Source organism: Streptomyces sp. NPDC021012 (assembly GCF_044333355.1).
Taxonomy (GTDB): Bacteria; Actinomycetota; Actinomycetes; order Streptomycetales; family Streptomycetaceae; genus Streptomyces.
The window spans coordinates 25440-47406 of record NZ_JBIRQU010000022.1; the positions used below are offsets into that span (position 1 = coordinate 25440).

The following is a 21967-nucleotide window of genomic DNA, read 5'->3' on the forward strand; positions in this document are numbered from 1 at the left end:
GCAACGGAGGATGAGCGCGGCCGGGGTCGCGCTGATGCTCGGCGGCGCGGGGATCCTGTATGCCGCCGGCCCCGCCCAGGCCGCCGAGGTGAGTTACGCGACGGAGTGCATCCCGCCGCCGATCTCGGGGCTCCCGCCCGTCCAGGGCACCACGAAGGTGGTGATCACCGCCCCCGCCGAGGCCAAGGTCGGCGACGAGGTCGAGATCGTCTGGAAGACCGTCCAGGCCGCCTCGAAGAACCCCGACGTCCTCGACCTCGACAAGGACACGGTGAAGCCGTCCGGCGTCCTCACGCTGGGCGGCGCGGCGAGCGGCACCGTCGCGATGGAGGGACCCCGGCAGAACCCGCCGATCCCCAAGAACAGCCCGATGGTCCTCCCCGACATGAAGGGGAAGCTGAAGCTGGACAAGGCGGGCGAGATCACGCTCACGCCCGGCAAGTACACGATCAACGTCTCCAAGCCCCTCTCGACGGACACCAAGTGCTCCCCGAAGGAGACGGTCCCGGTCGGCGCGACCATCAAGGTCACGGACGGCTCCTCGACCTCCGGCGGCGGGACGACGACGTCGGGCGGCTCCAGCACGTCGGGCGGTTCGACCGGTACGGCGGGTGGCACCGGTACGTCGGGTGGCACCAGTGCGTCGGGTGGCACCGGTGCGTCGGGCAGCACCGGTACATCCGGTGGCACTGGTGCGTCCGGTGGTTCGACCAGTACCTCCGGCGGTACGACCACCACGTCGGGCGGTACGAGTTCCACGGCGGGCGGCACCACCACGTCCGGCGGCGCCACGACCACCTCCGGTGGAAGCTCCGGCGGCTCCGGTGGGCAGACCGACTTCCCCGGCAAGGAGGTCACCGTGGCCTTCGCCTGCGAGAGCCCCGGGCCGCCCGACATCTCCTCCAAGGTGACGATCGGCGCCAAGAAGAACGGCGAGGTCTACGACCTGACGGTGAAGACGGCCAAGGGCGTCATGGACAGCCCCGCCGACCTGCCCAAGGGGGCCCTGAAGCCCTCCATGGCGGTGAAGATCGGCGGAGCCGACAAGGGCTCGGTGAAGGTCACCGGCGCGCCCAACCCCGCCCCCCTCACCAGGGGCGCCCCGGTCAGCCTGGAGGACATGAAGGGCACGTACCGGCCCGGCGCGACGGGCAGGTCGACGCTCAGCCCGGGCACGCTCACCATCTCGGTCACCCTCGGCACCGTGAAGATGGCCATCCCCTGCCAGGTCAAGGGCGCCGTGCAGGCCTCCCTCGAACTGGACACGAGCAAGCAGGCGGGCGGCGCCTCCGGCGGCTCGGACGGCGGTACGGGCTCCGCGAGCGGCGGCGCCGGCGGTTCCGGCGGTTCCAGTGGGGAGAACCTCGCCCACACCGGCGCGGACGGCGACGGCGCCCTGCGCGCCCTCGCCCTCGTCGCGGGCACGGTCATCCTGGCCGGCGGCGCGGTGTTCACCTTCACCCCTTGGGCGCGGCTCCGGAGGTGAGAACGACGGAGGGCCCGTCGCACCGGTGCGGTGCGACGGGCCCTCCGTGCGGGGCGGGTGACGTCAGTGGACGTCGCCCATGAGCGCCTTGACCTTCTTGCGGTACATGAAGACCGCGGCGGCGGCGACCGTGACGGCCACGGCCTGCAGCGCGATGATCCCGGTGCCGTTCAGGTCCACGCCCGCGAGGGAGAGCAGACCCGTGGTGCAGTCACCGGCGGTGACGGCGAGGAACCAGACACCCAGCATCTGCGAGGCGTACTTCTGCGGCGCCATCTTCGTGGTGACGGAGAGGCCGACCGGGGAGAGGCACAGCTCGGCGACGGTCTGGATGAAGTAGATGCCGACCAGCCACATCGGGCTGACCTTGGCGTCGCCGGTGGCCAGGCCGATCGGGGCCAGGAAGACGAAGAACGAGATGCCGATGCCGACCAGGCCCAGCGAGAACTTCACGATGGTGCTCGGCTCCTGGTTGCGGCGGGCGAGCCACAGCCACAGCCAGGCGAAGACCGGCGCCAGCGCCATGACGAAGAGCGGGTTGAGCGACTGGAACCAGGTGGCCGGGAAGCTCAGCGGACCGATGTGGTCGGAGGTCTTGCTGTCCGCGAAGAGGGACAGGGTCGAGCCGCCCTGGTCGTAGATCATCCAGAAGACGGCCGCGGCCACGAAGAACCAGATGTAGCCGGTGACCTTCGACTGCTCGGCCTTGTCGAGGTCCTTGTCGCGCTTGATGCGGACGATCACGGCGATCGGGATGAGCAGGCCGGCGAGGGTGATCGGGACGAGCGCCCAGTTCAGGGTGTACATGCCGGCGGCGACGACGATGCCGTAGAAGACGGCGACGACGGCGATCGTGGCGCAGACCTTGACGAGGACCGACTTGCGCTCGGCGTCGGACAGCGGGTTCGGGACCACGCTGCTCTTCTCGCTCAGGTTCTTGGTGCCGAGCAGGAACTGGCCCAGACCGATGGCCATGCCGATGGCCGCGAGCAGGAAGCCGAGGTGCCAGTTGTAGCTCTCGCCGACGGTGCCGATGACCAGCGGGGCGAGGAAGGCGCCGAGGTTGATGCCGACGTAGAAGAGGGTGAAGCCACCGTCACGGCGCGGGTCGTCCGGGCCGTCGTAGAGGTGGCCGACCATCGTGGAGATGTTGGCCTTGAGCAGACCGGAGCCGGCCGCGACGAGCGCGAGGCCGACGAAGAACATCGCCTGGCCGGGGATGGCCAGCGAGGCGTGACCGGCCATGATGACGAAACCGGCGATGGTGACGGTCTTGCGGGCGCCCCAGACGCGGTCGCCGAACCAGCCGCCGGGCATGGCCATCAGGTAGACCATCGAGACGTACACCGAGTAGATGGCCGTCGCCGTGGCCGCCGTCATGGCGAGGCCGCCACCCTGGGAGCCGGTCGCCGCGTCCGCGCCGCCGGAGACCAGGTACAGAACCAGAAGGGCCCTCATGCCGTAGTAGGAGAAGCGCTCCCACATCTCGGTCATGAAGAGGGTGGCCAGACCACGGGGGTGGCCGAAGAACGTCTTCTCGGAACCAGAGGTTCCGGACGAAGCCGTCGTCAGGCTGGACGCCATGTCGATCCTTGCTCTGTCGGGACGCACGCCTTGTGAGCGTGGTGCGCCCGGTGGGGGAGGCCGGCACCGGGGGAATCGTGGAACTCCACCGGGATCCACGCCCCGGAAGACGCGTCTACGCGTCCCGGGACCCGGCCCACAGGTCATTCACCGTCTCCAGGTTCGACCGAGCCGAACCTACGCAGAAAGAGGACCTTGGCCCGCGAAGCTGGCCAAAGGTCCCCGATTACCGCTACTGACGTATCGCCACCATACGACACGACAGTGCCGGATATGGAAGGACTTGAGAGATGGATCACAGGTGACGAAGGAACCGCGAGCGATCTTTCGAAGGTCATGAGCAGGATGCCCACAAGATCCCCAGGGGTCATCTCGGCCCGGCGGATCCCGCCCCGGCCCGGCCTCCGTGCGGACTACCATCACCCCATGACCCGTGTACTGCTCGCCGAGGACGACGCATCCATCTCGGAACCGCTGGCCCGCGCTCTGCGGAGAGAGGGGTACGAGGTCGAGGTCCGCGAGGACGGCCCCACCGCCCTCGACGCCGGCCTCCAGGGCGGGGTCGACCTGGTCGTGCTCGACCTGGGCCTGCCCGGCATGGACGGCCTGGAGGTCGCCCGCCGGCTGCGCGCCGAGGGGCACACCGTTCCGATCCTGGTCCTCACGGCCCGTGCGGACGAGGTCGACACCGTCGTCGGGCTCGACGCGGGTGCCGACGACTACGTCACCAAGCCCTTCCGGCTCGCCGAGCTCCTCGCCCGGGTCCGGGCCCTGCTCCGGCGCGGCTCCTCCGCCGAGCCCGCGGCCGCCCCCACGACGCACGGGGTGCGGATCGACGTCGAGTCGCACCGGGCCTGGATGGGCGACGAGGAGCTCCAGCTCACCGCGAAGGAGTTCGACCTGCTCCGGGTCCTGGTCCGGGACGCCGGCCGGGTCGTCACCCGCGACCAGCTGATGCGCGAGGTCTGGGACACCACCTGGTGGTCCTCCACCAAGACCCTCGACATGCACATCTCCTGGCTGCGCAAGAAGCTCGGCGACGACGCGGCGAACCCCCGCTACATCGCGACGGTCCGGGGAGTCGGCTTCCGCTTCGAGAAGAGCTGAGCCTTCGAGGGGAGCTGAGCCTTCGAGGGGAGCTGAGCCTTCGAGGGGAGCTGAGCCTTCGAGAAGGGCTGGGCCTTCAGGAGAACCGCCCCGCCGCCCCGCCGTGTCCGAGCCGTCGCTCCACCCTGTTCAAGACGAACTGAGCCACCGTTAAACCATGCGCCGCCGCCTGATCAACTCCACGCTCGCCGTCGTCCTCGTCGTCATCGCCGTCTTCGGCGTCTCCCTCGTCATCGTGGAGACCCGCACGATCTCCAGCAGTGCCCAGGAGAGCGTGGACTCGGAGGCGCTGCGGATCGTCTCCATCGTCGACAGCCGGCTGATCGGCGGCGAGCCGGTCAACCCGGACATCCTCGCCGAGCAGAGCGGCGCCAAGCGGTACGCCCGGATCCGCATCCCCGGCCGCGAGCCCATCGAGCTCGGCGTCCGTCCCGAGGGCGAGGTCATCCGGGGCTTCGCGACGGGCGAGCGCGGCGAGACCGTGACCGTCGAGGAGTCCCGCTCCGCGGTGACCGCCGAGGTCGGCCGCACCCTGCTGATCATCGGCGCGGTGGCCCTGCTCGCGGTCGTCGCCGCCGTCCTCCTCGCCGTGCGGCAGGCGGACAAGCTGGCGTCCCCGCTCACCGACCTCGCCGAGACCGCCGAGCGGCTCGGCTCCGGCGACCCGCGGCCCCGGCACAAGCGGTACGGGGTGCCCGAGCTGGACCGGGTCGCGGACGTCCTCGACGCCTCCGCCGAGCGGATCGCCCGGATGCTCACCGCCGAGCGCCGGCTCGCCGCCGACGCCTCCCACCAGCTCCGTACGCCCCTCACGGCGCTCTCCATGCGCCTGGAGGAGGTCGCCATGGCCGACGACCTCGACTCCGTCAAGGAGGAGGCGACGATCGCGCTCACCCAGGTCGAGCGGCTGACCGACGTGGTCGAGCGGCTCCTCACCAACTCCCGGGACCCCCGCACCGGCTCCGCCGTCGCCTTCGACCTGGACGAGGTCGTCAAGCAGCAGATCGAGGAGTGGCGCCCGGCCTACCGCAGCGCGGGGCGGGCCATCGTGCACTCCGGCAAGCAGGGGATGCGGGCGGTCGGCACCCCGGGCGCGGTCGCCCAGGTCCTCGCCGCCCTGATCGAGAACTCGCTCATGCACGGCGGCGGCACGGTCGCCCTGCGCACCCGCGTGACCGGCAACCAGTCGGTGATCGAGGTCACCGACGAGGGCCCGGGCGTCCCCTCCGACCTCGGCGCGCGGATCTTCGAGCGGGCGGTGAGCGGGCGCAGCTCGACGGGCATCGGCCTGGCGGTGGCCCGGGACCTCGCGGAGGCGGACGGCGGCCGTCTGGAGCTGCTCCAGCAGCAGCCGCCGGTCTTCGCGCTCTTCCTGAGCCGGGAGGTCAGGAGCGTCGTGGAGGTCCCGCAGGAGCGCCCGGTCCGCTAGGAGCCGTACTCCGCCGGAAGCCGGACAGGGGTCGGGCGGGGGTCAGACGGAGGTCAGACGCGGTCGGGCTGGCGGCGGGTCGACTGCCGCGGGGCCTGCTCCAGGAACGATTCGGCGGTCTGCACGGCCTCCTTGGCGGGCAGCGCGCGGAACACCCAGGTGCGGTACGACCAGAAGCGGAACAGGGTCGCGACGCCGATGCCGAAGAACTTGAAGAAGTTGCTCTGCAGCGGGGTGTCCCAGCCGAAGCCGTACGTCGCCGCGTACAGCAGGCCGTTCTGGATGACCAGGCCGACCAGGCTGAAGACGAGGAAGAGGGCCAGCTCCTTGGCGCGGCTGCTCTTGTCCCGGTCCCGGTAGGTGAAGTACCGGAAGCCGAGGTAGTTGAAGACGATCGCGACGACGGTGGCGATGACGCTCGCGCGCACGACCGGCAGGTCCGTGTAGTGGCGGACGAGGTTGAACACCCCGAGGTCGACCAGAACCCCGACGGCGCCGACGGCGCCGAACTTGGCGACCTCCCGGAAGAGCCCCTGGAGTCGCATGCGCAGCGCGCCGGGTTCACTCATGGTGATCGCTCTGTCCCGTCCGTCCGTATGACGTCCGGGCGACGTCAACCCAACCATGCTAACCAGCGCCCCTGTCACCCGCCTGTGTACCGCGCAAACCTGTGGAGAACCCGTCCCCCACCCGCTCCGGCCTTGTGGCAATCCACAGCCGGACGAGTGTTCCCCCATGGTGCGGATACCCTAAGAGGGTGACGTTCCCCGTGGTAGGCATGGTCGGAGGCGGGCAGCTCGCCCGTATGACCCACGAGGCGGGTATCCCCCTCGGCATCAAGTTCAAGCTCCTCAGCGACACCCCGCAGGACTCCGCGGCCCAGGTGGTCAGTGAGGTCGTCATCGGCGACTACCGAGACCTGGACACGCTGCGTGACTTCGCGCGCGGCTGCGACGTGATCACCTTCGATCACGAGCACGTGCCCGCGGAGCACCTGGCGGCCCTGGAGGCGGACGGCGTCGTCATCCGCCCCGGCCGCGCCGCCCTCGCACACGCGCAGGACAAGGGGGTGATGCGCGCGAGGCTCGACGAGCTGGGCGCGCCGAGCCCCCGGCACCGCATCGTGGCGGACGCGGCGGACGCCGAGGCCTTCGCCGCCGAGGTCGGCGGCTTCCCGATCATCCTCAAGACCGTGCGCGGCGGCTACGACGGCAAGGGCGTCTGGTTCGTCCGCACGCCCGAGGACGCCCGCGAGCCCTTCCTCGCCGGGGTCCAGGTCCTCGCCGAGGAGAAGGTCGACTTCGTCCGCGAGCTCGCGGCGAACATCGTCCGCTCCCCGCACGGCCAGGCCGTCGCCTACCCGGTCGTCGAGTCCCGCCAGGTCGACGGCGTCTGCGACACCGTGATCGCGCCCGCGCCCGACCTCGACGAGGAGCTCGCCGGTCAGGCCCAGGAGCTGGCCCTCCGCATCGCCAAGGAGCTGGACGTCGTCGGGCACCTCGCCGTCGAGCTGTTCCAGACCACGGACGGCCGCATCCTCGTCAACGAACTGGCGATGCGCCCGCACAACTCCGGCCACTGGACCCAGGACGGGGCGATCACCTCGCAGTTCGCCAACCACGTCCGGGCGGTTCTCGACCTGCCCCTCGGCGATCCGCGACCGCGCGCGCGGTGGACCGTGATGTGCAATGTCCTGGGCGGCGACTACCCGGACATGTACTCCGCGTACCTGCACTGCATGGCCAGGGACCCGCAGCTCAAGATCCACATGTACGGCAAGGACGTGAAGCCCGGTCGCAAGGTGGGCCACGTCAACACCTACGGCGACGACCTCGACGACGTGCTGGAGCGCGCCCGTCACGCCGCCGGCTATCTGCGAGGAACCATCGTTGAGTAATCCGCTCATTGGCATCGTCATGGGGTCCGACTCCGACTGGCCCGTGATGGAGGCAGCGGCCCAGGCCCTGGACGAGTTCGAGATCCCGTACGAGGTCGACGTCGTCTCCGCCCACCGGATGCCGCGCGAGATGATCGCGTACGGCGAGCAGGCCGCGGGCCGCGGGCTCAAGGCGATCATCGCGGGCGCCGGCGGCGCCGCCCACCTCCCGGGCATGCTCGCCTCCGTCACCCCGCTGCCGGTCATCGGCGTGCCGGTGCCGCTGAAGTACCTCGACGGCATGGACTCGCTGCTCTCCATCGTGCAGATGCCGGCCGGTGTCCCGGTCGCCACGGTCTCCGTCGCCGGCGCGCGCAACGCGGGCCTGCTCGCGGCCCGGATGCTCGCCGCGCACGACCCCGACCTGCTCGCCCGGATGACCGAGTTCCAGCAGGAGCTCAACGACCAGGCCACGGAGAAGGGCAAGCGCCTGCGCGCCAAGGTCGAGGGCGCCGAGTCCTTCGGCTTCGCCAGGTGACCGCGGCCGACCGTCTGGAGGAGGCCCGCGAGCTGCTCGCGGGCCACCCCGTGGTCGACGGCCACAACGACCTCCCGTGGGCGCTGCGCGAGCACGTGCGCTACGACCTGGACCGGATGGACATCGCGTCCGACCAGTCCGCCTCCCTCCACACCGACCTCGCCCGGCTCCGGGCCGGCGGCGTCGGCGCCCAGTTCTGGTCGGTGTACGTGCCGTGCCGACTGGCCGGGGACGACGCGGTCAGCGCGACCCTGGAGCAGATCGACATCGTCGACCAGCTCCTCGACCGGTACGCCGCCGACCTCGCCCCGGCCCTGACGGCGGACGACATGGAGGCGGCCCGGAAGCAGGGCCGCATCGCCTCGCTCAAGGGCGCCGAGGGCGGCCACTCGATCAACAACTCCCTCGCCACCCTGCGCGCGCTGCACGCCCTGGGCGTGCGGTACATGACGCTCACGCACAACGACAACAACGACTGGGCGGACTCGGCGACCGACGAACCGCGCGTCGGCGGACTGACCGCCTTCGGCCGCGAGGTCGTCCGCGAGATGAACCGCTCGGGCATGCTCGTCGACCTCTCGCACGTCGCCGCGACGACGATGCGGGCCGCGCTCGACGCCACGGCGGCGCCGGTGATCTTCTCGCACTCCTCGTCCCTCGCGGTCTGCGACCACCCGCGCAACGTCCCGGACGACGTCCTGGAGCGGCTGCCCGCCAACGGCGGCGTCGCGATGGCCACCTTCGTGCCCAAGTTCATCCTCCCCGCGGCCGTCGAGTGGACCGCGCGGGCGGACGACAACCTCCGGGCGCACGGCTTCGACCACCTCGACACCACCCCCGAGGCGATGAGGCTGCACCGCGCCTTCGAGGAGGCCGACCCCCGTCCGATCGCCACCGCCGCCACGGTCGCCGACCACCTCGACCACATGCGCGAGGTCGCCGGCATCGACCACATCGGCATCGGCGGCGACTACGACGGCACGGCCTTCACCCCGGCCGGCCTCGACGACGTCGCGGGCTACCCGAACCTGATCGCGGAGCTCCTGCACCGCGGCTGGTCCCGGCCGGACCTCGCCAAGCTGACCTGGTCCAACGCGGTCCGCGCCCTGCGGGACGCGGAGGCCGTCTCCCGCGACCTGAAGAGCCGTACGGCCCCGTCGAACGCCACCATCGAGGCGCTCGACACCCCGTAGCCCGCTCACCCGGACGGCCCGTCCCACCGCGCCCCCCGAGGGGGTCGGTGGCACGGTGGACGGTACTGCCCCGCCGCTCTCGGCGGGGCGGTACTGCATCGCCGAGTCCGGAGTAACACCATGGCGGAACTGCTAGACGACCCTCCCACCACCCTCCCGACCGTGCCCGCCGCCCCGGAGCCACCTCCGCCGCTCGACGAGACAGCACGCGCCCGGGCCCTCCTCGCCGCCCAGCCCGTCACCGAGGGCCACACCGAACTCCCCGGGTCCCTCGACCCCGAGGACCTGCCGCCCGTCCGCGCCCCGGAGGCCGGGGCCCAGTTCTGGTGCCTGGACGCCGAGCCGGACGAGGGCGTCATCGGGACCCTGCGGCGGATCGACTCCGTCCGCGCCCTCGTCGCCGCCTGCCCCGAGGAGCTGCGGCTCGCGTACACCACCTCGGAGCTGGCCCACGCCCGCAACTGCGGCCGTGTCGCCGCCCTGCTCGGCCCGGTCGGCTGGACGGCGCTCGGCGGCTCGGCCGCCACCCTGCGGGCCTACCACGCGCTGGGCGTGCGGGCCGTGAACCTCACCCTCTTCGACCGCTTCGCCCGTGACGCGGTACGGGAGATGAACCGCATCGGCCTGGCCGTGGACCTCTCCGGCGCCGACCCGGACACGGTCCGCCGCGCCCTCGCCGTCACCCGCGCCCCGGCGCTGCTGACCCGGGCCGATCCGGAGACCCTGCCGGACGACGTCCTCGGCCTCCTCGGCGGGAACGGCGCCGTCCTCATGGTCACGGTCACCGACGACCCGGCCGCCGTCGCCGACGTCCTCGACCGGGTACGGGCGCAGGCGGGCCCGCAGTGCGCGGGCGTCTCCCGCACCACCGCCCCGGCCACCGGCTACGTACCGCTCTTCGCGGAGCTGCTCCGCCGGGGCTGGACCGCCCAGGAGCTGGTCGGCCTCGCCCACGCCAACGCCACCCGGGCGCTGCGCGAGACGGAGTTCCTGGCGCGGACGAACCGGATCCGGCCGGCCGCGGCCTGAACCCGGACGACGAGAGGGGCGCACCGCCACGCGGTGCGCCCCTCCGTTCCCGTACGGATCAGGCCGTCGGGCGGCCCATCGCCCGGTACGTCCAGCCGGCCGCCCGCCACCGCTCCCCGTCGAGGGCGTTGCGGCCGTCGAGGATCACCCGCGAGGAGGCGACCGGGGCCAGCTCCGCCGGGTCGAGCTCGCGGAACTCGCGCCACTCGGTCAGGTGGAGGACGACGTCCGCGCCGCGCACGGCCTCCAGGGCCGAGTCGGCGTAGCCGAGGGTCGGGAAGACGCGGCGGGCGTTCTCCATGCCCTTCGGGTCGTAGACGGTCACCTGGCCGCCCTGGAGGTGTATCTGGCCGGCCACGTTCAGCGCGGGGGAGTCGCGGACGTCGTCCGAGTCCGGCTTGAAGGTGGCGCCGAGGATCGCGATCCGGCGGCCCAGGAAGGTGGAGCCGCCGAGGGCCTCGCGGGCCATCTCGACCATCTGGCCGCGCCGCCGCATGTTGATCGAGTCGATCTCGCGGAGGAAGGTCAGGGCCTGGTCGGCGCCCAGCTCGCCCGCGCGGGCCATGAAGGCCCGGATGTCCTTGGGGAGGCAGCCGCCGCCGAAGCCGATGCCGGCGCGCAGGAACTTGGCGCCGATCCGGTCGTCGTGGCCGATGGCCTCGGCGAGCTTGACGACGTCGCCGCCGGCGGCCTCGCAGACCTCGGCCATCGCGTTGATGAAGGAGATCTTGGTGGCGAGGAAGGAGTTGGCGGACGTCTTCACCAGCTCGGCCGTCGGGAAGTCGGTGACGACGAACGGGGAGCCCTCGCCGACCGGTACGGCGTACACCTCGCGGAGCGTCTTCTCGGCCCGCTCGCCGCGCACGCCGACGACGATCCGGTCCGGGTGCAGGGTGTCGTTCACCGCGAAGCCCTCGCGCAGGAACTCCGGGTTCCAGGCGAGCTCGACGCCCTCGGGGAGGAGCCGCGCGAGCCGCTCGGCCGAGCCGACGGGGACGGTCGACTTGCCGACGACCAGGGCCCCTTCGCGGACGACTGCGGCGAGGGAGGCGAAGGCGGCGTCGACGTAGCTCATGTCGCAGGCGTACTCGCCGTGCTTCTGCGGGGTGTTCACGCAGACGAAGTGCACGTCGCCGAAGGCGCCGACCTCCTCCCAGGAGGTGGTGAAGCGCAGCCGGCCGCTCGATCCCTCGATGCCGGCGACGTGCTTCGCGAGGAGTTCCTCCAGGCCCGGCTCGTACATCGGGACGCGCCCGGCGGACAGCATCTCGATCTTCTCGGGGACGACGTCCAGGCCGAGCACCTCGAAGCCCAGCTCCGCCATGGCCGCGGCGTGGGTGGCGCCGAGGTAGCCGGTGCCGATCACGGTGATCTTGAGGGCCATGCGGGTCTCCAGTGAGCGTCGGGCGGAATGCCTGCCCGAGCATAGTCGTGCCCTGGCCGGGGGCCCGGTCACGCCCTACCCTTTGTGTTACTTAACGGTAGTTAGCAAGCGTGGGAGTGAGTGAACGTGGCGGGTTCGACTGATTTCGACCTGTATCGGCCCTCCGAGGAGCACGACATGCTCCGGGAGTCGGTGCGTGCCCTCGCGGAGGCGAAGATCGTGCCGTTCGCGGCGGCGGTGGACGAGGAGGGCCGGTTCCCGCAGGAGGCCCTGGACGCGCTGGTCGCCAACGACCTGCATGCCGTGCACGTCCCGGAGGCCTACGGCGGCGCCGGCGCGGACGCGCTGGCCACGGTGATCGTGATCGAGGAGGTCGCGCGCGCCTGCGGTTCCTCCTCGCTGATCCCGGCCGTCAACAAGCTGGGCTCGCTGCCGGTGATCCTGTCCGGCTCGGAGGAGCTCAAGCACCGGTACCTCGCCCCCCTGGCCCGCGGCGAGGCGATGTTCTCCTACGCCCTGTCCGAGCCCGACGCGGGCTCGGACGCGGCCGGCATGAAGACCCGCGCGGTGCGCGACGGCGACTCCTGGGTGCTCAACGGCGTCAAGCGGTGGATCACCAACGCCGGCGTCTCGGAGTACTACACGGTGATGGCCGTCACCGACCCCGACAAGCGCTCCAAGGGCATCAGCGCGTTCGTGGTGGAGAAGGGCGACGAGGGCGTGTCCTTCGGCGCGCCGGAGAAGAAGCTCGGCATCAAGGGCTCCCCGACCCGCGAGGTCTACCTCGACAACGTCCGCATCCCCGCCAGCCGCATGATCGGCGCCGAGGGCACCGGCTTCGCCACCGCCATGAAGACCCTCGACCACACCCGCATCACCATCGCCGCCCAGGCCATCGGCATCGCCCAGGGCGCCCTGGACTACGCCAAGGGCTACGTCAAGGAGCGCAAGCAGTTCGGCAAGCCGATCGCCGACTTCCAGGGCGTGCAGTTCATGCTCGCCGACATGGCCATGAAGCTCGAAGCGGCCCGCCAGCTCACCTACGCGGCCGCCGCCAAGTCCGAGCGCGTCGACGGCGACCTCACGTTCTTCGGCGCCGCCGCCAAGTGCTTCGCCTCCGACGTCGCCATGGAGGTCACCACCGACGCCGTCCAGCTCCTCGGCGGCTACGGCTACACCCGCGACTACCCCGTCGAGCGCATGATGCGCGACGCCAAGATCACCCAGATCTACGAGGGCACCAACCAGGTCCAGCGCATCGTCATGGCCCGCAACCTCCCGTAGGGACGGCCGGCCGACTGAAGGGGAGGGGCGGATTCCGGTCCGTCCCTCCCTCTCGTTACGCTCCCTGCCGCGTCGACAAGAGCGACGCGGACGACGCGAACGGCGCGGACAAGGGGTGGGACAGGGCATGGGAAGCGATCGACAGGTGGCCGCACTGCTGCGGCAGGTCGCCACGCAGGACGTCATCGAGCTGCGGCACGACATGGGCCACGCCAGGAGCCTCGCGGTGCGGGTGAACCTCCTGGAGCAGTACGGCTTCGAGTACGGCGAGGCCTGGCGCACGGGCCACAAGCGGCAGGCGATCGTCGTGAACCTGTACCGCGACCCGAGCCCCGAGGCGCGCGCCCGTGAGGCCGCCACGCTCGCCGCGTTCCCGCGGGCGGGGAACGGCGGCGCCGTCCCGACGCTGCGGCCGGGGACGTTCAAGCCGCTGCCGGAGGCGGAGGGCGCGGTCGCGCACGCCAAGGACCGCATCGGGTACGACGTCCTGACCCAGGCGGCCCACGGGACCCAGCCCGCGGTCGCGTGGGGCGGGCTCGTCGTCCTCGTCCTGGTGCTGCTGATCTCCGGGATGTGGCTCGCCGCACTGCTCGGCGGCGGTCTGCTGGCCGGGTTCCTCGTGCTCGCGTTCCGGCTCAACGGCATACGGCGCGGGCGGATCGCCGAGCGGCTCAGGGCGGCCGGCTTCACCGTCGTCCAGGACGGACAGGGCCGGCAGCGGTTCCGGCGGCCGCTCGCCGGCTGAGCCGGCTCCGGCGCGGGCGCGCACCGCCCGTGCCGGGACGCGCCCCGAAGCCGCCGGTCAGCGGTCCGGCCTCACCGGTCGGACGTGACCGTGACCTTCTCGTCGTTCTTGATCTGCTCGACGAGCTGCTTCACCTTCGGCATGTCCCACTTCAGGGAGTTCTGCGGCGCGGAGCCCGCGAGCGGCATGTTCATGGACTTGCCGTCACCGCTGTTGATGCCCTTCATCGCGAAGAACATCTTCCCGAGGTCGTACAGCGACATGTCCTTGTCCACGATCAGCGTGTCCAGACCGGCGCCGAGCGTCGGGTACAGCGCGAACGGGTTGAGGATCGTGCCCGGCGTCGCCGCCTGGTTGGCCAGGGCGTTCAGGAACTTCTGCTGGTTCTTCGTCCGCTGGAGGTCCGACTGGGCGAAGGCGTACCGGGTGCGGACGAAGGCCAGGGCCTGCTCGCCGTTGAGGGTCTGCGTGCCCGCCTGGAAGTTCGCGCCGGACTTCTTGTCCTTGAAGCCCTTGTCGATGTTCAGCTCGACGCCGCCGAGCGCGTCCACGATGTTCGCGAAGCCGGCGAAGCCGATCTCCGCGTAGTGGTCGATGCGCAGGCCGGTGTTGAACTCGACGGTCCGCACGAGCAGTTCGGGGCCGTCCATCGCGTAGGCCGCGTTCAGCTTGGAGCCGCCGCGGGCCGGGTACGCCTTGCCCGACTCGGAGCCGACGAAGTTCGGGATCGTCACCCAGGAGTCACGGGGCAGCGAGACCATCGTGTTCCCGCTGGAGCAGGCCGCGAGGATCATCATCGAGTCGGTCCGCTTGCCCTCGGCGGAGCCGGTGTGGAGCTTCTTCTTCTCCTCGGCGGACATGCCCTCGCGGCTGTCGGAGCCGACGATCAGGTACGTCGTGCAGTCACCCTCCTCCGGCCGCTCGATGACCTTGGAGAGGTCGACCTCGTTGCGCATCTTCGAGCTGGCCCAGGCGTACGTGCCGACGCTCCAGCCGACGACGACCACGGCGAGCACGATCGAGCCGATCTTGATCCGCTTGCGCCAGTCCGGCGCGGGACGGCCCGGCCCCTGCGGCGCGTACTGCGGGGGGACGCCGCCCCGGCCGCCGTGGCCGTGCGGACCTCCGTACACCTCGCCGGAGCTGTAACCGGAGTCGTACCCCTGGTTCCGCGCCTGCGTGAAGTTCGGGTTGTAACCCTGGCCGTCCCGGCCGCCCTGGTCGTAGCCCTGCTGGGGACGCGGCGGCTGCTGCGGGACCTGCGGGCGCTGCACGTGGCTCATCCGGCGGGGTCCCTCGGGCTGATCGGGCCAGTCATTCATGCGGACAGTGTGCCGGGCGGGCCTTTCCGGGCGACAGTCCGGGTAGAAGATCGGACCGGTGCTGTTGCCAAGCTGATGCAAAGGGGACCGAACGGCGACGGCGGAGGGACCCGGCATATGGTGGAGGGCATGACAGATCAGGGCGATACTCCCGGCGGCATCCCGGGCAAGCCGACCTCCGCCTCCCGCACCACCCTCAGCCACATCATGACCAGCCACGACACCAACCTCCTGGGTACGGTGCACGGCGGCGTGATCATGAAGCTGGTGGACGACGCCGCGGGCGCCGTCGCGGGCCGGCACTCCGGCGGCCCCGCCGTCACCGCCTCCATGGACGAGATGGCCTTCCTGGAGCCCGTCCGCGTCGGCGACCTCCTGCACGTCAAGGCCCAGGTCAACTGGACCGGCCGCTCCTCCATGGAGGTCGGCGTACGGGTCATGGCCGAGCGCTGGAACGAGTCCACGCCCGCCACCCAGGTCGGCTCCGCCTACCTCGTCTTCGCGGCCGTCGACGCCGACGGCAAGCCCCGCCCGGTCCCCCAGGTCATCCCCGAGACCGAGCAGGACAAGCGCCGCAACCAGGAAGCCCAGATCCGCCGCACCCACCGCCTGGCCCGCCGCCAGGCCATCAAGGAACTCCGCGAACGCCGCGCGGCCGAGGGCTACGAGGACTGAGCCGTCCCGGGTCCTACGGACACACCACCTTGTCCCCGGTGACCGCTTCGAACGGCGCCCCGGACGCCTCCGCCCGCACCGCCGTGACGCCCTTGTAGTCGCTGCCCACGGTCACCCGCAGCGTCCCGCCCCGTCCCGCGACCGCCCGCAGCTCCGCCCCCGGCAGGGCGGCCGCCAGGGACTTGGCGGAGCGGTCCCAGCGCGGGTCGTACTCGACGAGGGTCCGCTTCTGCGGGGAGCCGGTCATCGGCGTGCGCGTCGTGTCGAAGCCGGTCGCGCGCAGGGCGTCGTCCACCTTGCGGCCGAGACCGTCGGTCCGGGTCCCGTTGTAGACCTGCACGCGGACGGTCCGCGGCGGCACGTCGACGACGAGGGCCCGGGGGGCCTTCGAGGAGCTCGCCGCCTTCTGCGCGGAGGCGGCGAGCGGCTGGTCGTCCCGCAGGGCCTGGAAGAGCTTCTGGGCCTTGGCCGCGTCCCACTTCACGGTCGAGCCGATGCCCTTCACGGGGAAGCCCATGTCGCCGATCGGCACGGACACGAACTCCGACGAGGCCGGGGTGAAGCCGTGCATCGCCTTGGCGAGGGCGAGCAGCTGATCCGTACCGAACTCCTCGTCGGCCCGTACGGAGCCCAGCATCGTCGTCGCGACCTCCCGGAACCGCACCGGGTTGAGCAGCACCCCGCCGTTCGTGACCCGGTCGACCAGCGCCGCCACGAACCGCTGCTGCCGCTGCATCCGGCCGATGTCGGCGGCCCCGTCGATGTGCCGGGAGCGCACGTACTGCAGGGCCTGCCCGCCGTCCAGCTCATGGGTGCCGGGGGCCAGGTCGAGCCCGGTGTACGAGTCCTTCAGGGGCCGCGTCGTACAGATCTGCACCCCGCCGACCGCGTCCACGGTCCGCATGAAGCTGGTGAAGTCGACCTCCAGGTAGTGGTCGATCTTCACGCCGGTCATCGACTCGACGGTCCGCACGGTGAGACCGGGCCCGCCCTCGGCGTAGGCCGCGTTCAGCTTCACGGGATGGGCCCGGTGCTTCACGCCGCTGTTCAGGTCGGTGTGCTCGGGCATCTCGGCGTACGAGTCGCGGGGCAGGCTGACGACGCTCGCCCGCTCCCGGTCCTCCGAGATGTGCACGAGCATGACGGTGTCGGTGCAGTGGCAGGGCGCGCCGCCGAGCCGGTACTTCTTCTTCTCCTCCGGCGTGATCCGGTCCCGCCCGTCGGTCCCGACGACCAGCACGTTCATCCCGTGCCCGGCCAGCGGCCGGTTCTTCATGTCCTTGAAGGGGTCGACCCGGGTGATCCCGGTGTCCAGACCGGCCACCACGGCGTGCCCGATCCCCCCGGCCGTGAGGACCGTCACGGAGAGCGCCGTCGCCATCCGCATCCCCCACCGGGGGCGCCTCCGCCGCCGGCGGACCGGTACGCGGCGGGCGGCGGGCCGGGGACGGGGCGTGCGGGGCGGTGTGGGCACGGACGGACACCTCCGCGGGTGGGACAGGGGAACCGGCAGCACGGTAGGCCCATACGATCAGCCCAAGGGCGCACCACCCGCTCGGCGCGCACCGGTGTCCCCCGTTCGCGGTAACGTGGCGGGCGATGAACGCCACGCCCCCCGTCTCCGTGATCATGCCGGTCCTCAACGAGGAGCGGTATCTGCGCACCTCGGTCCGCCACATCCTGGAGCAGGAGTACGACGGGGAGATGGAGGTGGTGATCGCCCTCGGCCCGTCCACGGACCGCACGGACGAGATCGCCGCCGAGCTCGTCCGCGAGACCGCTTCGGGCAGGCGCCGCGTCATCACGGTGCCGAACCCGACCGGCCGCACCCCCGCCGCCCTCAACGCGGCGATCCAGGCCTCCCACCACCCGATCGTGGTGCGCGTCGACGGCCACGGCATGCTCTCCCCCAACTACATCGCGACCGCGGTCCGGCTCCTGGAGGAGACGGGCGCGCAGAACGTCGGCGGCGTGATGCACGCCGAGGGCGAGAACGCCTGGGAGGACGCGGTCGCCGCCGCGATGACCTCGAAGATCGGCGTGGGCAACGCCGCCTTCCACACGGGCGGCGAGGCGGGCCCGGCGGAGACCGTCTACCTGGGCGTCTTCCGCCGCGAGGCGCTGGAGCGGCAGGGCGGGTACAACGTGGAGTTCATCCGCGCCCAGGACTGGGAGCTGAACTTCCGCATCCGCGAGGCCGGCGGCCTGATCTGGTTCTCGCCGGAGCTCCGCGTCCAGTACCGCCCGCGGCCCTCCGTGAAGGCCCTCGCCAAGCAGTACAAGGACTACGGCCGCTGGCGCCACGTGGTCGCCCGCTACCACGAGGGCTCCATCAACCTCCGCTACCTGGCCCCGCCGACCGCCGTCTGCGCGATCGCCGCCGGCCTCGTCGTCGGAGCCGCCGTCACCCCCCTCGGCTTCGTGATCCCGGCCGGCTACCTCGCCGCGATCACGGCGGGCTCGATCCCGGCCGGCAGGGGACTGCCGCTGAAGGCCCGCCTGCGGATCCCGGTCGCCCTCGCCACCATGCACATGTCCTGGGGCTACGGCTTCCTCACCAGCCCCCGCTCCCTCGCGGAGAAGGTCATCGCGAGCCGGCGCCCGGCGGTGCGGGCGGAGCGCGTCTGACGCGGCCCGTACGCGTACGAGCACGGCGAAGGCCGGGCCCCTTCCGAGGGGCCCGGCCTTCGTGCGCGGGACGTGGGATCAGCTCTTTCCGTCCCACTTGTAGGGGTCGAAGATCTCCATGCAGTCCTTCTCGTCGCCCCGGATCACCTGCGCGCCGTCCGGGATGTCACCGGCCTCGGCGGCCGGCTTCTTGTAGACCGTCCCCTCGCGCCAGTCGGCGCCGACGACGAGCGTGAGCCCCTCGGCCTTCGGGTCGGCGCGGACGGCCGAGTCGGGCAGCCCGAGCACCTTCGCCACGGACTGGGCGTTCGCCTTGCCCTGGTCGCCGGCGGCCTTGGGGTAGGTGACCACGGTGTCCGGGCGGTTGCCGCCCTCCTTGGAGGACACGGCCTGGGTGAAGCCCTTGCCCTGGAGGATCTCGGTGATCGTCCGGGCGCGGCCCTCGGCGGCGGGCTCGGCGTCGCTGCCGGTGCCGTTGACGACCGTCACGGCGAGCGAACCGGGCGCTTCGGCGATGGCCTTCGGCTTCTTGGACGGCTTCGGCTTGGCGTCGGCCGGGGTGCCGTTCTTGTCGAAGGCGATGTCGTTGCGGAGCATCGAGAACATCTTGTCGGCGGACGACTTGACCAGGATGTTCCAGTTGCGGTCCGGCGGGTACTCGGCCGTCGGGATGTTCGCCGTGGTGAGGCGGTCCAGCTTCACGTTCTTGAGCTGCATCGACAGGTCGAAGAGCCCCTTGACCGACTTGATCTCGTCGGAGACCTGGAGCGCGTTGGTGGCGGTCTCCGCCAGGCCCATCAGACGGCCGGTGTCGGTCCAGGCGTTCTGCTTCTGGAGCTTCGCGACCATGCCGTTCATGTACATGTGCTGGGCCTTGGCGCGGTTCTGGTCGCTGCCGAAGGCATGCCGGGTGCGCAGCCACTGGAGCGCCTGCACGCCCTTGACCTCGTGCGTTCCCACGGGCAGCTTCAGGTGGGAGCCACCGGGCTGCGCCTTGGTCGGGTGGTCGTCGACGCCGGACTTCACACAGACCGGGACGCCGCCGACCTCGTCGGCCATGGCCACCACACCGGCGAAGTCGACCATGATCCAGTGGTCGATGTAGACCCCGGTGAGGCTCTCCCAGGTGGTGAGGGTGCAGCCGGGACCGCCGCGCTGGAGCGACTCGTTGATGGGCCGGGTGTCGGTGGCGGGATAGGGGGGCTTGCCGTTCTCGCCCTTGCACTCCGGGATGTGCACGACCGTGTCGCGCGGGATCGAGACGACCGAGGCGTTCTTCCGGTCCGCCGAGACGTGCAGCAGCATCTGCACGTCGGCGAGGGGCGGGCGGTTCTTGTCGTCCCGGCCGCCGCCGAGGGCGATGTTCTTCTCGTCGCTCCGGTCGTCGGAGCCGATCAGCAGGATGTTCAGCGGGGTGTCGCCGAGCGCGTTCGGCGCGGCCTTCTTGACGCCGCTGTCGCCGCCCGCGCGGCTGCCGCCGCGGATGTTGTCGTTGAGGTGCTGGTAGTACAGGTATCCGGCGCCGGCCGTCCCGAGTATCAGCAGGGCCAGGGTGATCGCCGTCCAGCGCAGCACCTTGCGTTTGCCGGTCTTCTTGGCGCGCTGGCGCGCGGCGGCGCGTCCGCCCGGGCCCTTCCCGCCGCCCTTCCCGCCACCGCGCCGGCGCTCGGCGCGGGTCGGCCCCGAGGGGGCCTCCGCCTCCTCGGGAGCTTCGCCGCCCGCGCCGGTCGCCTCTCCGGCGCCGTACAGGTCGTCGTCCCAGCCCAGTTCACGGGCGCGCGGAACGCTTTTTCGCGTTCCCTCCCCACGCACGCTGTTCTGTCCCACCCCAGGTCCCCTCGTCGGTCAGAAGAACGTCAAGTCCCGGTTTTTCCGGGTCACTTGGCGCACACCTGCTTGTCAGCTTCCACCTTCACCAGATCCTTCGGCGCCTTTGCCGGTCCGGTGATGGGCACCCCCGCGCCCTTGAAGTCGGCGCCGAGCACGAGCGTCATGGGCTCGCGAGCGGCGGCGTCCTGTGTGCCCGGCTTGAGCGCCGAGGCAGGCAGGCCCATCATGTCCGCGAGCTTGCGGGCCTGATCGGCCTGGTTCGGTGCATAGGTGAGCGTGGTCTTCGCCGCCTTCTCGGGGGCGTTGCTCTTGTTGGTCGAGCGGTTCACGCCCTGGTCGTTCTGCAGCCAGTTGAGGGTCGCCTGGGCCGCGCCCCGGATGCCGCTGCCGTTGTAGACGTCGACGCGCACCTCGGCGGCGGTGGACCGCGTGCCCTTGAGGAGCGCCGCCTGCGCGTTCTTGGCGTCCTGCTGCTGCTTCTTCACCTCGGTGAGCGAGGTGTCGGACTGGAGCATCGCGAACAGCTGCGGCGCCTTGACCGGGTCGGGCACGACCGTCGCCCTGATCTTCTCGGCGGGGTTGTCGATGACCGGCAGGGTCGTGAACGAGATGTTCTTGGTGTCGATCGAGGACAGCTCGCGGGCCAGGGCCTCCAGCTTGGTGAGCGAGCCTATGCCCGAGTCGACGGTGAGGGCGCTGGTCGCCGCGTTGGCGAGGTCGTACAGCTTGCCCGGGTCCGTCAGCGTCTCGTCCGACTTCATCTGCCGGATCATCGAACTCAGGAACTGCTGCTGGACCTTGATGCGGTCCAGGTCGCTCTCGTTGCCGAAGCTGTGGCGGGTACGGACGAAGGCGAGGGCCTGCTCGCCCTGGACGATCGACTCGCCGGCGGGCAGCTTCAGGTGCGACTTCGAGTCGTTCACGGGCTTCTCGACGCAGACCTTCACGCCGCCGACCGCGGTCGTCATCTCCTTGACGGCGTTGAAGTCCGCCATCATGAAGTGGTCGACCTGCACGCCGGCCAGCTCCTCGACCGTGCGCATGACGCAGCCGGGGTCGCGGCCGTCCTGCCCGAGGCTCACGTTGAAGCGGACGTCCGTCTCGGCGGGGATCGTCTTGATGGTGCCGTCGGGCTGGCGCGACTGGCACTCGGGGATGTTCGTCTTCATGTCGCGCGGGATGGACAGCGCCGTGGCGTTCGTCCGGTCCTTGGAGACGTGGAAGAGGATCGTGGTGTCGGCGTGGCCGGGGCTGTCCTTGTCGCCGTAGCCGGAGTTCCCCTCGCCGGTCCGCTTGTCGGTGCCGATGACCAGGATGTTGAAGGCCTTGCCCTTGGCGAATCCGGCGTTGGTGTTCTTGCCGACGACGTCGACGACGTCGAGGTTGTTGTTGAGCTTGTTGTAGATCGCGTACGCGCCCACCGCGCCGCCCACGAGGACGAACGCCATCGTGCCGCCGGTCCACAGCAGGACCTTCTTCTTGCGGCTCGCGCCCTGCTTGCGCTTGCGGCGGCCCTGCGGCGGCACCTGGCCGCCCTCGGCCGGCTCGGGGGCGCGGCGGCGGCGCTGGCCGGGGACGGGCGCCTCGGCGGGCGTGGGGGAGGGTGCGGGGGCGGAGACGGATCTCCGGGGGCGGGAGGGGGCCTGCGGCCGCGACGGCGTCCGCGGCTGCCCAGCGGAGCGGTCCAGTCGCAGTTCGTAGTTGCCGGTCCGCGGGTTGAGGACCCACTGGTCGGCGGGGTCGATCTCGTCCGCCCGTCCACGGCTGTGCGCGTCCACGGTTCCTCGAGTCCTCCGTCGGTGCCACGCGAGGCGCCTCCCCCACAGGGCGCCGCTCTCTCGGTCGTTCGATCCTTAT

Annotated in this window: 18 protein-coding genes; 11 read left to right on the top strand and 7 right to left on the bottom strand. The window is 71.2% G+C overall.

The window, feature by feature from the left end; translation table 11 throughout:
- The first annotated feature begins 10 nt into the window (after positions 1–10).
- On the top strand, positions 11–1486 hold the full coding sequence (locus tag ACH4TP_RS38355) for a hypothetical protein (RefSeq protein ID WP_398440507.1): 1476 nt from the start codon (positions 11–13) through the stop codon (positions 1484–1486).
- 63 nt (positions 1487–1549) lie between these two features.
- Here ACH4TP_RS38355 and ACH4TP_RS38360 read toward each other — a convergent pair whose 3' ends face one another.
- The gene (locus ACH4TP_RS38360; protein WP_389239155.1) at positions 1550–3070 is read right to left on the bottom strand and encodes a peptide MFS transporter; all 1521 of its coding nucleotides are present in this window, start codon (positions 3068–3070) and stop codon (positions 1550–1552) included.
- A 426-nt stretch (positions 3071–3496) separates the two neighbouring features.
- On the opposite strand from ACH4TP_RS38360, the gene ACH4TP_RS38365 reads away from it, so the two are divergent.
- Positions 3497–4177: a response regulator transcription factor gene (locus ACH4TP_RS38365; RefSeq protein ID WP_389239152.1), complete on the top strand. Its 681-nt coding sequence runs from the start codon at positions 3497–3499 to the stop codon at positions 4175–4177.
- A gap of 157 nt (positions 4178–4334) precedes the next feature.
- Complete coding sequence (locus ACH4TP_RS38370) at positions 4335–5606, top strand: ATP-binding protein (RefSeq protein ID WP_398192492.1); 1272 nt, start codon at positions 4335–4337, stop codon at positions 5604–5606.
- A gap of 53 nt (positions 5607–5659) precedes the next feature.
- Here ACH4TP_RS38370 and ACH4TP_RS38375 read toward each other — a convergent pair whose 3' ends face one another.
- Positions 5660–6175: a GtrA family protein gene (locus tag ACH4TP_RS38375; protein ID WP_389239148.1), complete on the bottom strand. Its 516-nt coding sequence runs from the start codon at positions 6173–6175 to the stop codon at positions 5660–5662.
- A 188-nt stretch (positions 6176–6363) separates the two neighbouring features.
- Between ACH4TP_RS38375 and ACH4TP_RS38380 the strand changes: the two genes are divergently transcribed.
- The 4 genes from ACH4TP_RS38380 (at position 6364) to ACH4TP_RS38395 (ending at position 10242) form a co-directional block, all read left to right on the top strand.
- Positions 6364–7503 (top strand): 5-(carboxyamino)imidazole ribonucleotide synthase, encoded by a 1140-nt coding sequence (locus tag ACH4TP_RS38380; RefSeq protein WP_398440508.1) that lies wholly within the window; start codon positions 6364–6366, stop codon positions 7501–7503.
- A gap of 19 nt (positions 7504–7522) precedes the next feature.
- Positions 7523–8020, top strand: coding sequence for a 5-(carboxyamino)imidazole ribonucleotide mutase (purE, locus tag ACH4TP_RS38385; RefSeq protein ID WP_389239177.1), 498 nt, complete (start codon positions 7523–7525; stop codon positions 8018–8020).
- Positions 8017–9213 (top strand): dipeptidase, encoded by a 1197-nt coding sequence (locus ACH4TP_RS38390; protein ID WP_398440509.1) that lies wholly within the window; start codon positions 8017–8019, stop codon positions 9211–9213. The genes purE and ACH4TP_RS38390 overlap by 4 nt, the downstream gene beginning before the upstream one ends.
- A 120-nt stretch (positions 9214–9333) precedes the next feature.
- The gene (locus ACH4TP_RS38395; RefSeq protein WP_398440510.1) at positions 9334–10242 is read left to right on the top strand and encodes a membrane dipeptidase; all 909 of its coding nucleotides are present in this window, start codon (positions 9334–9336) and stop codon (positions 10240–10242) included.
- 58 nt (positions 10243–10300) lie between these two features.
- On the opposite strand, the gene ACH4TP_RS38400 is transcribed toward ACH4TP_RS38395, so the two are convergent.
- Positions 10301–11626, bottom strand: a complete 1326-nt coding sequence (locus ACH4TP_RS38400; RefSeq protein WP_389239140.1) for a UDP-glucose dehydrogenase family protein — start codon at positions 11624–11626, stop codon at positions 10301–10303.
- A 126-nt stretch (positions 11627–11752) separates the two neighbouring features.
- Here ACH4TP_RS38400 and ACH4TP_RS38405 point away from each other — a divergent pair, with 126 nt between their 5' ends.
- Together ACH4TP_RS38405 and ACH4TP_RS38410 are read left to right on the top strand one after the other, a co-directional pair.
- Complete coding sequence (locus ACH4TP_RS38405) at positions 11753–12910, top strand: acyl-CoA dehydrogenase family protein (protein ID WP_398440511.1); 1158 nt, start codon at positions 11753–11755, stop codon at positions 12908–12910.
- Between the two features lie 127 nt (positions 12911–13037).
- Positions 13038–13655, top strand: a complete 618-nt coding sequence (locus tag ACH4TP_RS38410) for a hypothetical protein (protein WP_389238906.1) — start codon at positions 13038–13040, stop codon at positions 13653–13655.
- Positions 13656–13726: 71 nt separating this feature from the next.
- Here the strand turns inward: ACH4TP_RS38410 and ACH4TP_RS38415 are convergent, their stop codons facing one another.
- The gene (locus tag ACH4TP_RS38415; protein ID WP_389238904.1) at positions 13727–14977 is read right to left on the bottom strand and encodes an LCP family protein; all 1251 of its coding nucleotides are present in this window, start codon (positions 14975–14977) and stop codon (positions 13727–13729) included.
- A gap of 129 nt (positions 14978–15106) precedes the next feature.
- Between ACH4TP_RS38415 and ACH4TP_RS38420 the strand changes: the two genes are divergently transcribed.
- Entirely contained in the window at positions 15107–15652 is a 546-nt protein-coding gene (locus ACH4TP_RS38420; protein WP_389238902.1) for an acyl-CoA thioesterase, read from the top strand.
- A 13-nt stretch (positions 15653–15665) separates the two neighbouring features.
- Here the strand turns inward: ACH4TP_RS38420 and ACH4TP_RS38425 are convergent, their stop codons facing one another.
- The gene (locus tag ACH4TP_RS38425; protein ID WP_389238912.1) at positions 15666–17039 is read right to left on the bottom strand and encodes an LCP family protein; all 1374 of its coding nucleotides are present in this window, start codon (positions 17037–17039) and stop codon (positions 15666–15668) included.
- A gap of 212 nt (positions 17040–17251) precedes the next feature.
- On the opposite strand from ACH4TP_RS38425, the gene ACH4TP_RS38430 reads away from it, so the two are divergent.
- A complete protein-coding gene (locus ACH4TP_RS38430) occupies positions 17252–18280 on the top strand; it encodes a glycosyltransferase family 2 protein (protein WP_398192533.1) in 1029 nt (342 codons plus the stop codon).
- 78 nt (positions 18281–18358) lie between these two features.
- Here ACH4TP_RS38430 and ACH4TP_RS38435 read toward each other — a convergent pair whose 3' ends face one another.
- Positions 18359–20107, bottom strand: a complete 1749-nt coding sequence (locus ACH4TP_RS38435; protein ID WP_398440513.1) for an LCP family protein — start codon at positions 20105–20107, stop codon at positions 18359–18361.
- 50 nt (positions 20108–20157) lie between these two features.
- Complete coding sequence (locus ACH4TP_RS38440; protein WP_398440514.1) at positions 20158–21888, bottom strand: LCP family protein; 1731 nt, start codon at positions 21886–21888, stop codon at positions 20158–20160.
- Between the last annotated feature and the right edge of the window lie 79 nt (positions 21889–21967).

Coding starts and splice junctions, on each gene's coding strand:
- ACH4TP_RS38355 (WP_398440507.1), top strand. CDS start 11: ATGAGCGCGGCCGGGGTCGCGCTGATGCTCGGCGGCGCGGGGATCCTG.
- ACH4TP_RS38360 (WP_389239155.1), bottom strand. CDS start 3,070: ATGGCGTCCAGCCTGACGACGGCTTCGTCCGGAACCTCTGGTTCCGAG.
- ACH4TP_RS38365 (WP_389239152.1), top strand. CDS start 3,497: ATGACCCGTGTACTGCTCGCCGAGGACGACGCATCCATCTCGGAACCG.
- ACH4TP_RS38370 (WP_398192492.1), top strand. CDS start 4,335: ATGCGCCGCCGCCTGATCAACTCCACGCTCGCCGTCGTCCTCGTCGTC.
- ACH4TP_RS38375 (WP_389239148.1), bottom strand. CDS start 6,175: ATGAGTGAACCCGGCGCGCTGCGCATGCGACTCCAGGGGCTCTTCCGG.
- purE (WP_389239177.1), top strand. CDS start 7,523: ATGGGGTCCGACTCCGACTGGCCCGTGATGGAGGCAGCGGCCCAGGCC.
- ACH4TP_RS38395 (WP_398440510.1), top strand. CDS start 9,334: ATGGCGGAACTGCTAGACGACCCTCCCACCACCCTCCCGACCGTGCCC.
- ACH4TP_RS38400 (WP_389239140.1), bottom strand. CDS start 11,626: ATGGCCCTCAAGATCACCGTGATCGGCACCGGCTACCTCGGCGCCACC.
- ACH4TP_RS38410 (WP_389238906.1), top strand. CDS start 13,038: ATGGGAAGCGATCGACAGGTGGCCGCACTGCTGCGGCAGGTCGCCACG.
- ACH4TP_RS38415 (WP_389238904.1), bottom strand. CDS start 14,977: ATGAATGACTGGCCCGATCAGCCCGAGGGACCCCGCCGGATGAGCCAC.
- ACH4TP_RS38420 (WP_389238902.1), top strand. CDS start 15,107: ATGACAGATCAGGGCGATACTCCCGGCGGCATCCCGGGCAAGCCGACC.
- ACH4TP_RS38425 (WP_389238912.1), bottom strand. CDS start 17,039: ATGCGGATGGCGACGGCGCTCTCCGTGACGGTCCTCACGGCCGGGGGG.
- ACH4TP_RS38430 (WP_398192533.1), top strand. CDS start 17,252: ATGAACGCCACGCCCCCCGTCTCCGTGATCATGCCGGTCCTCAACGAG.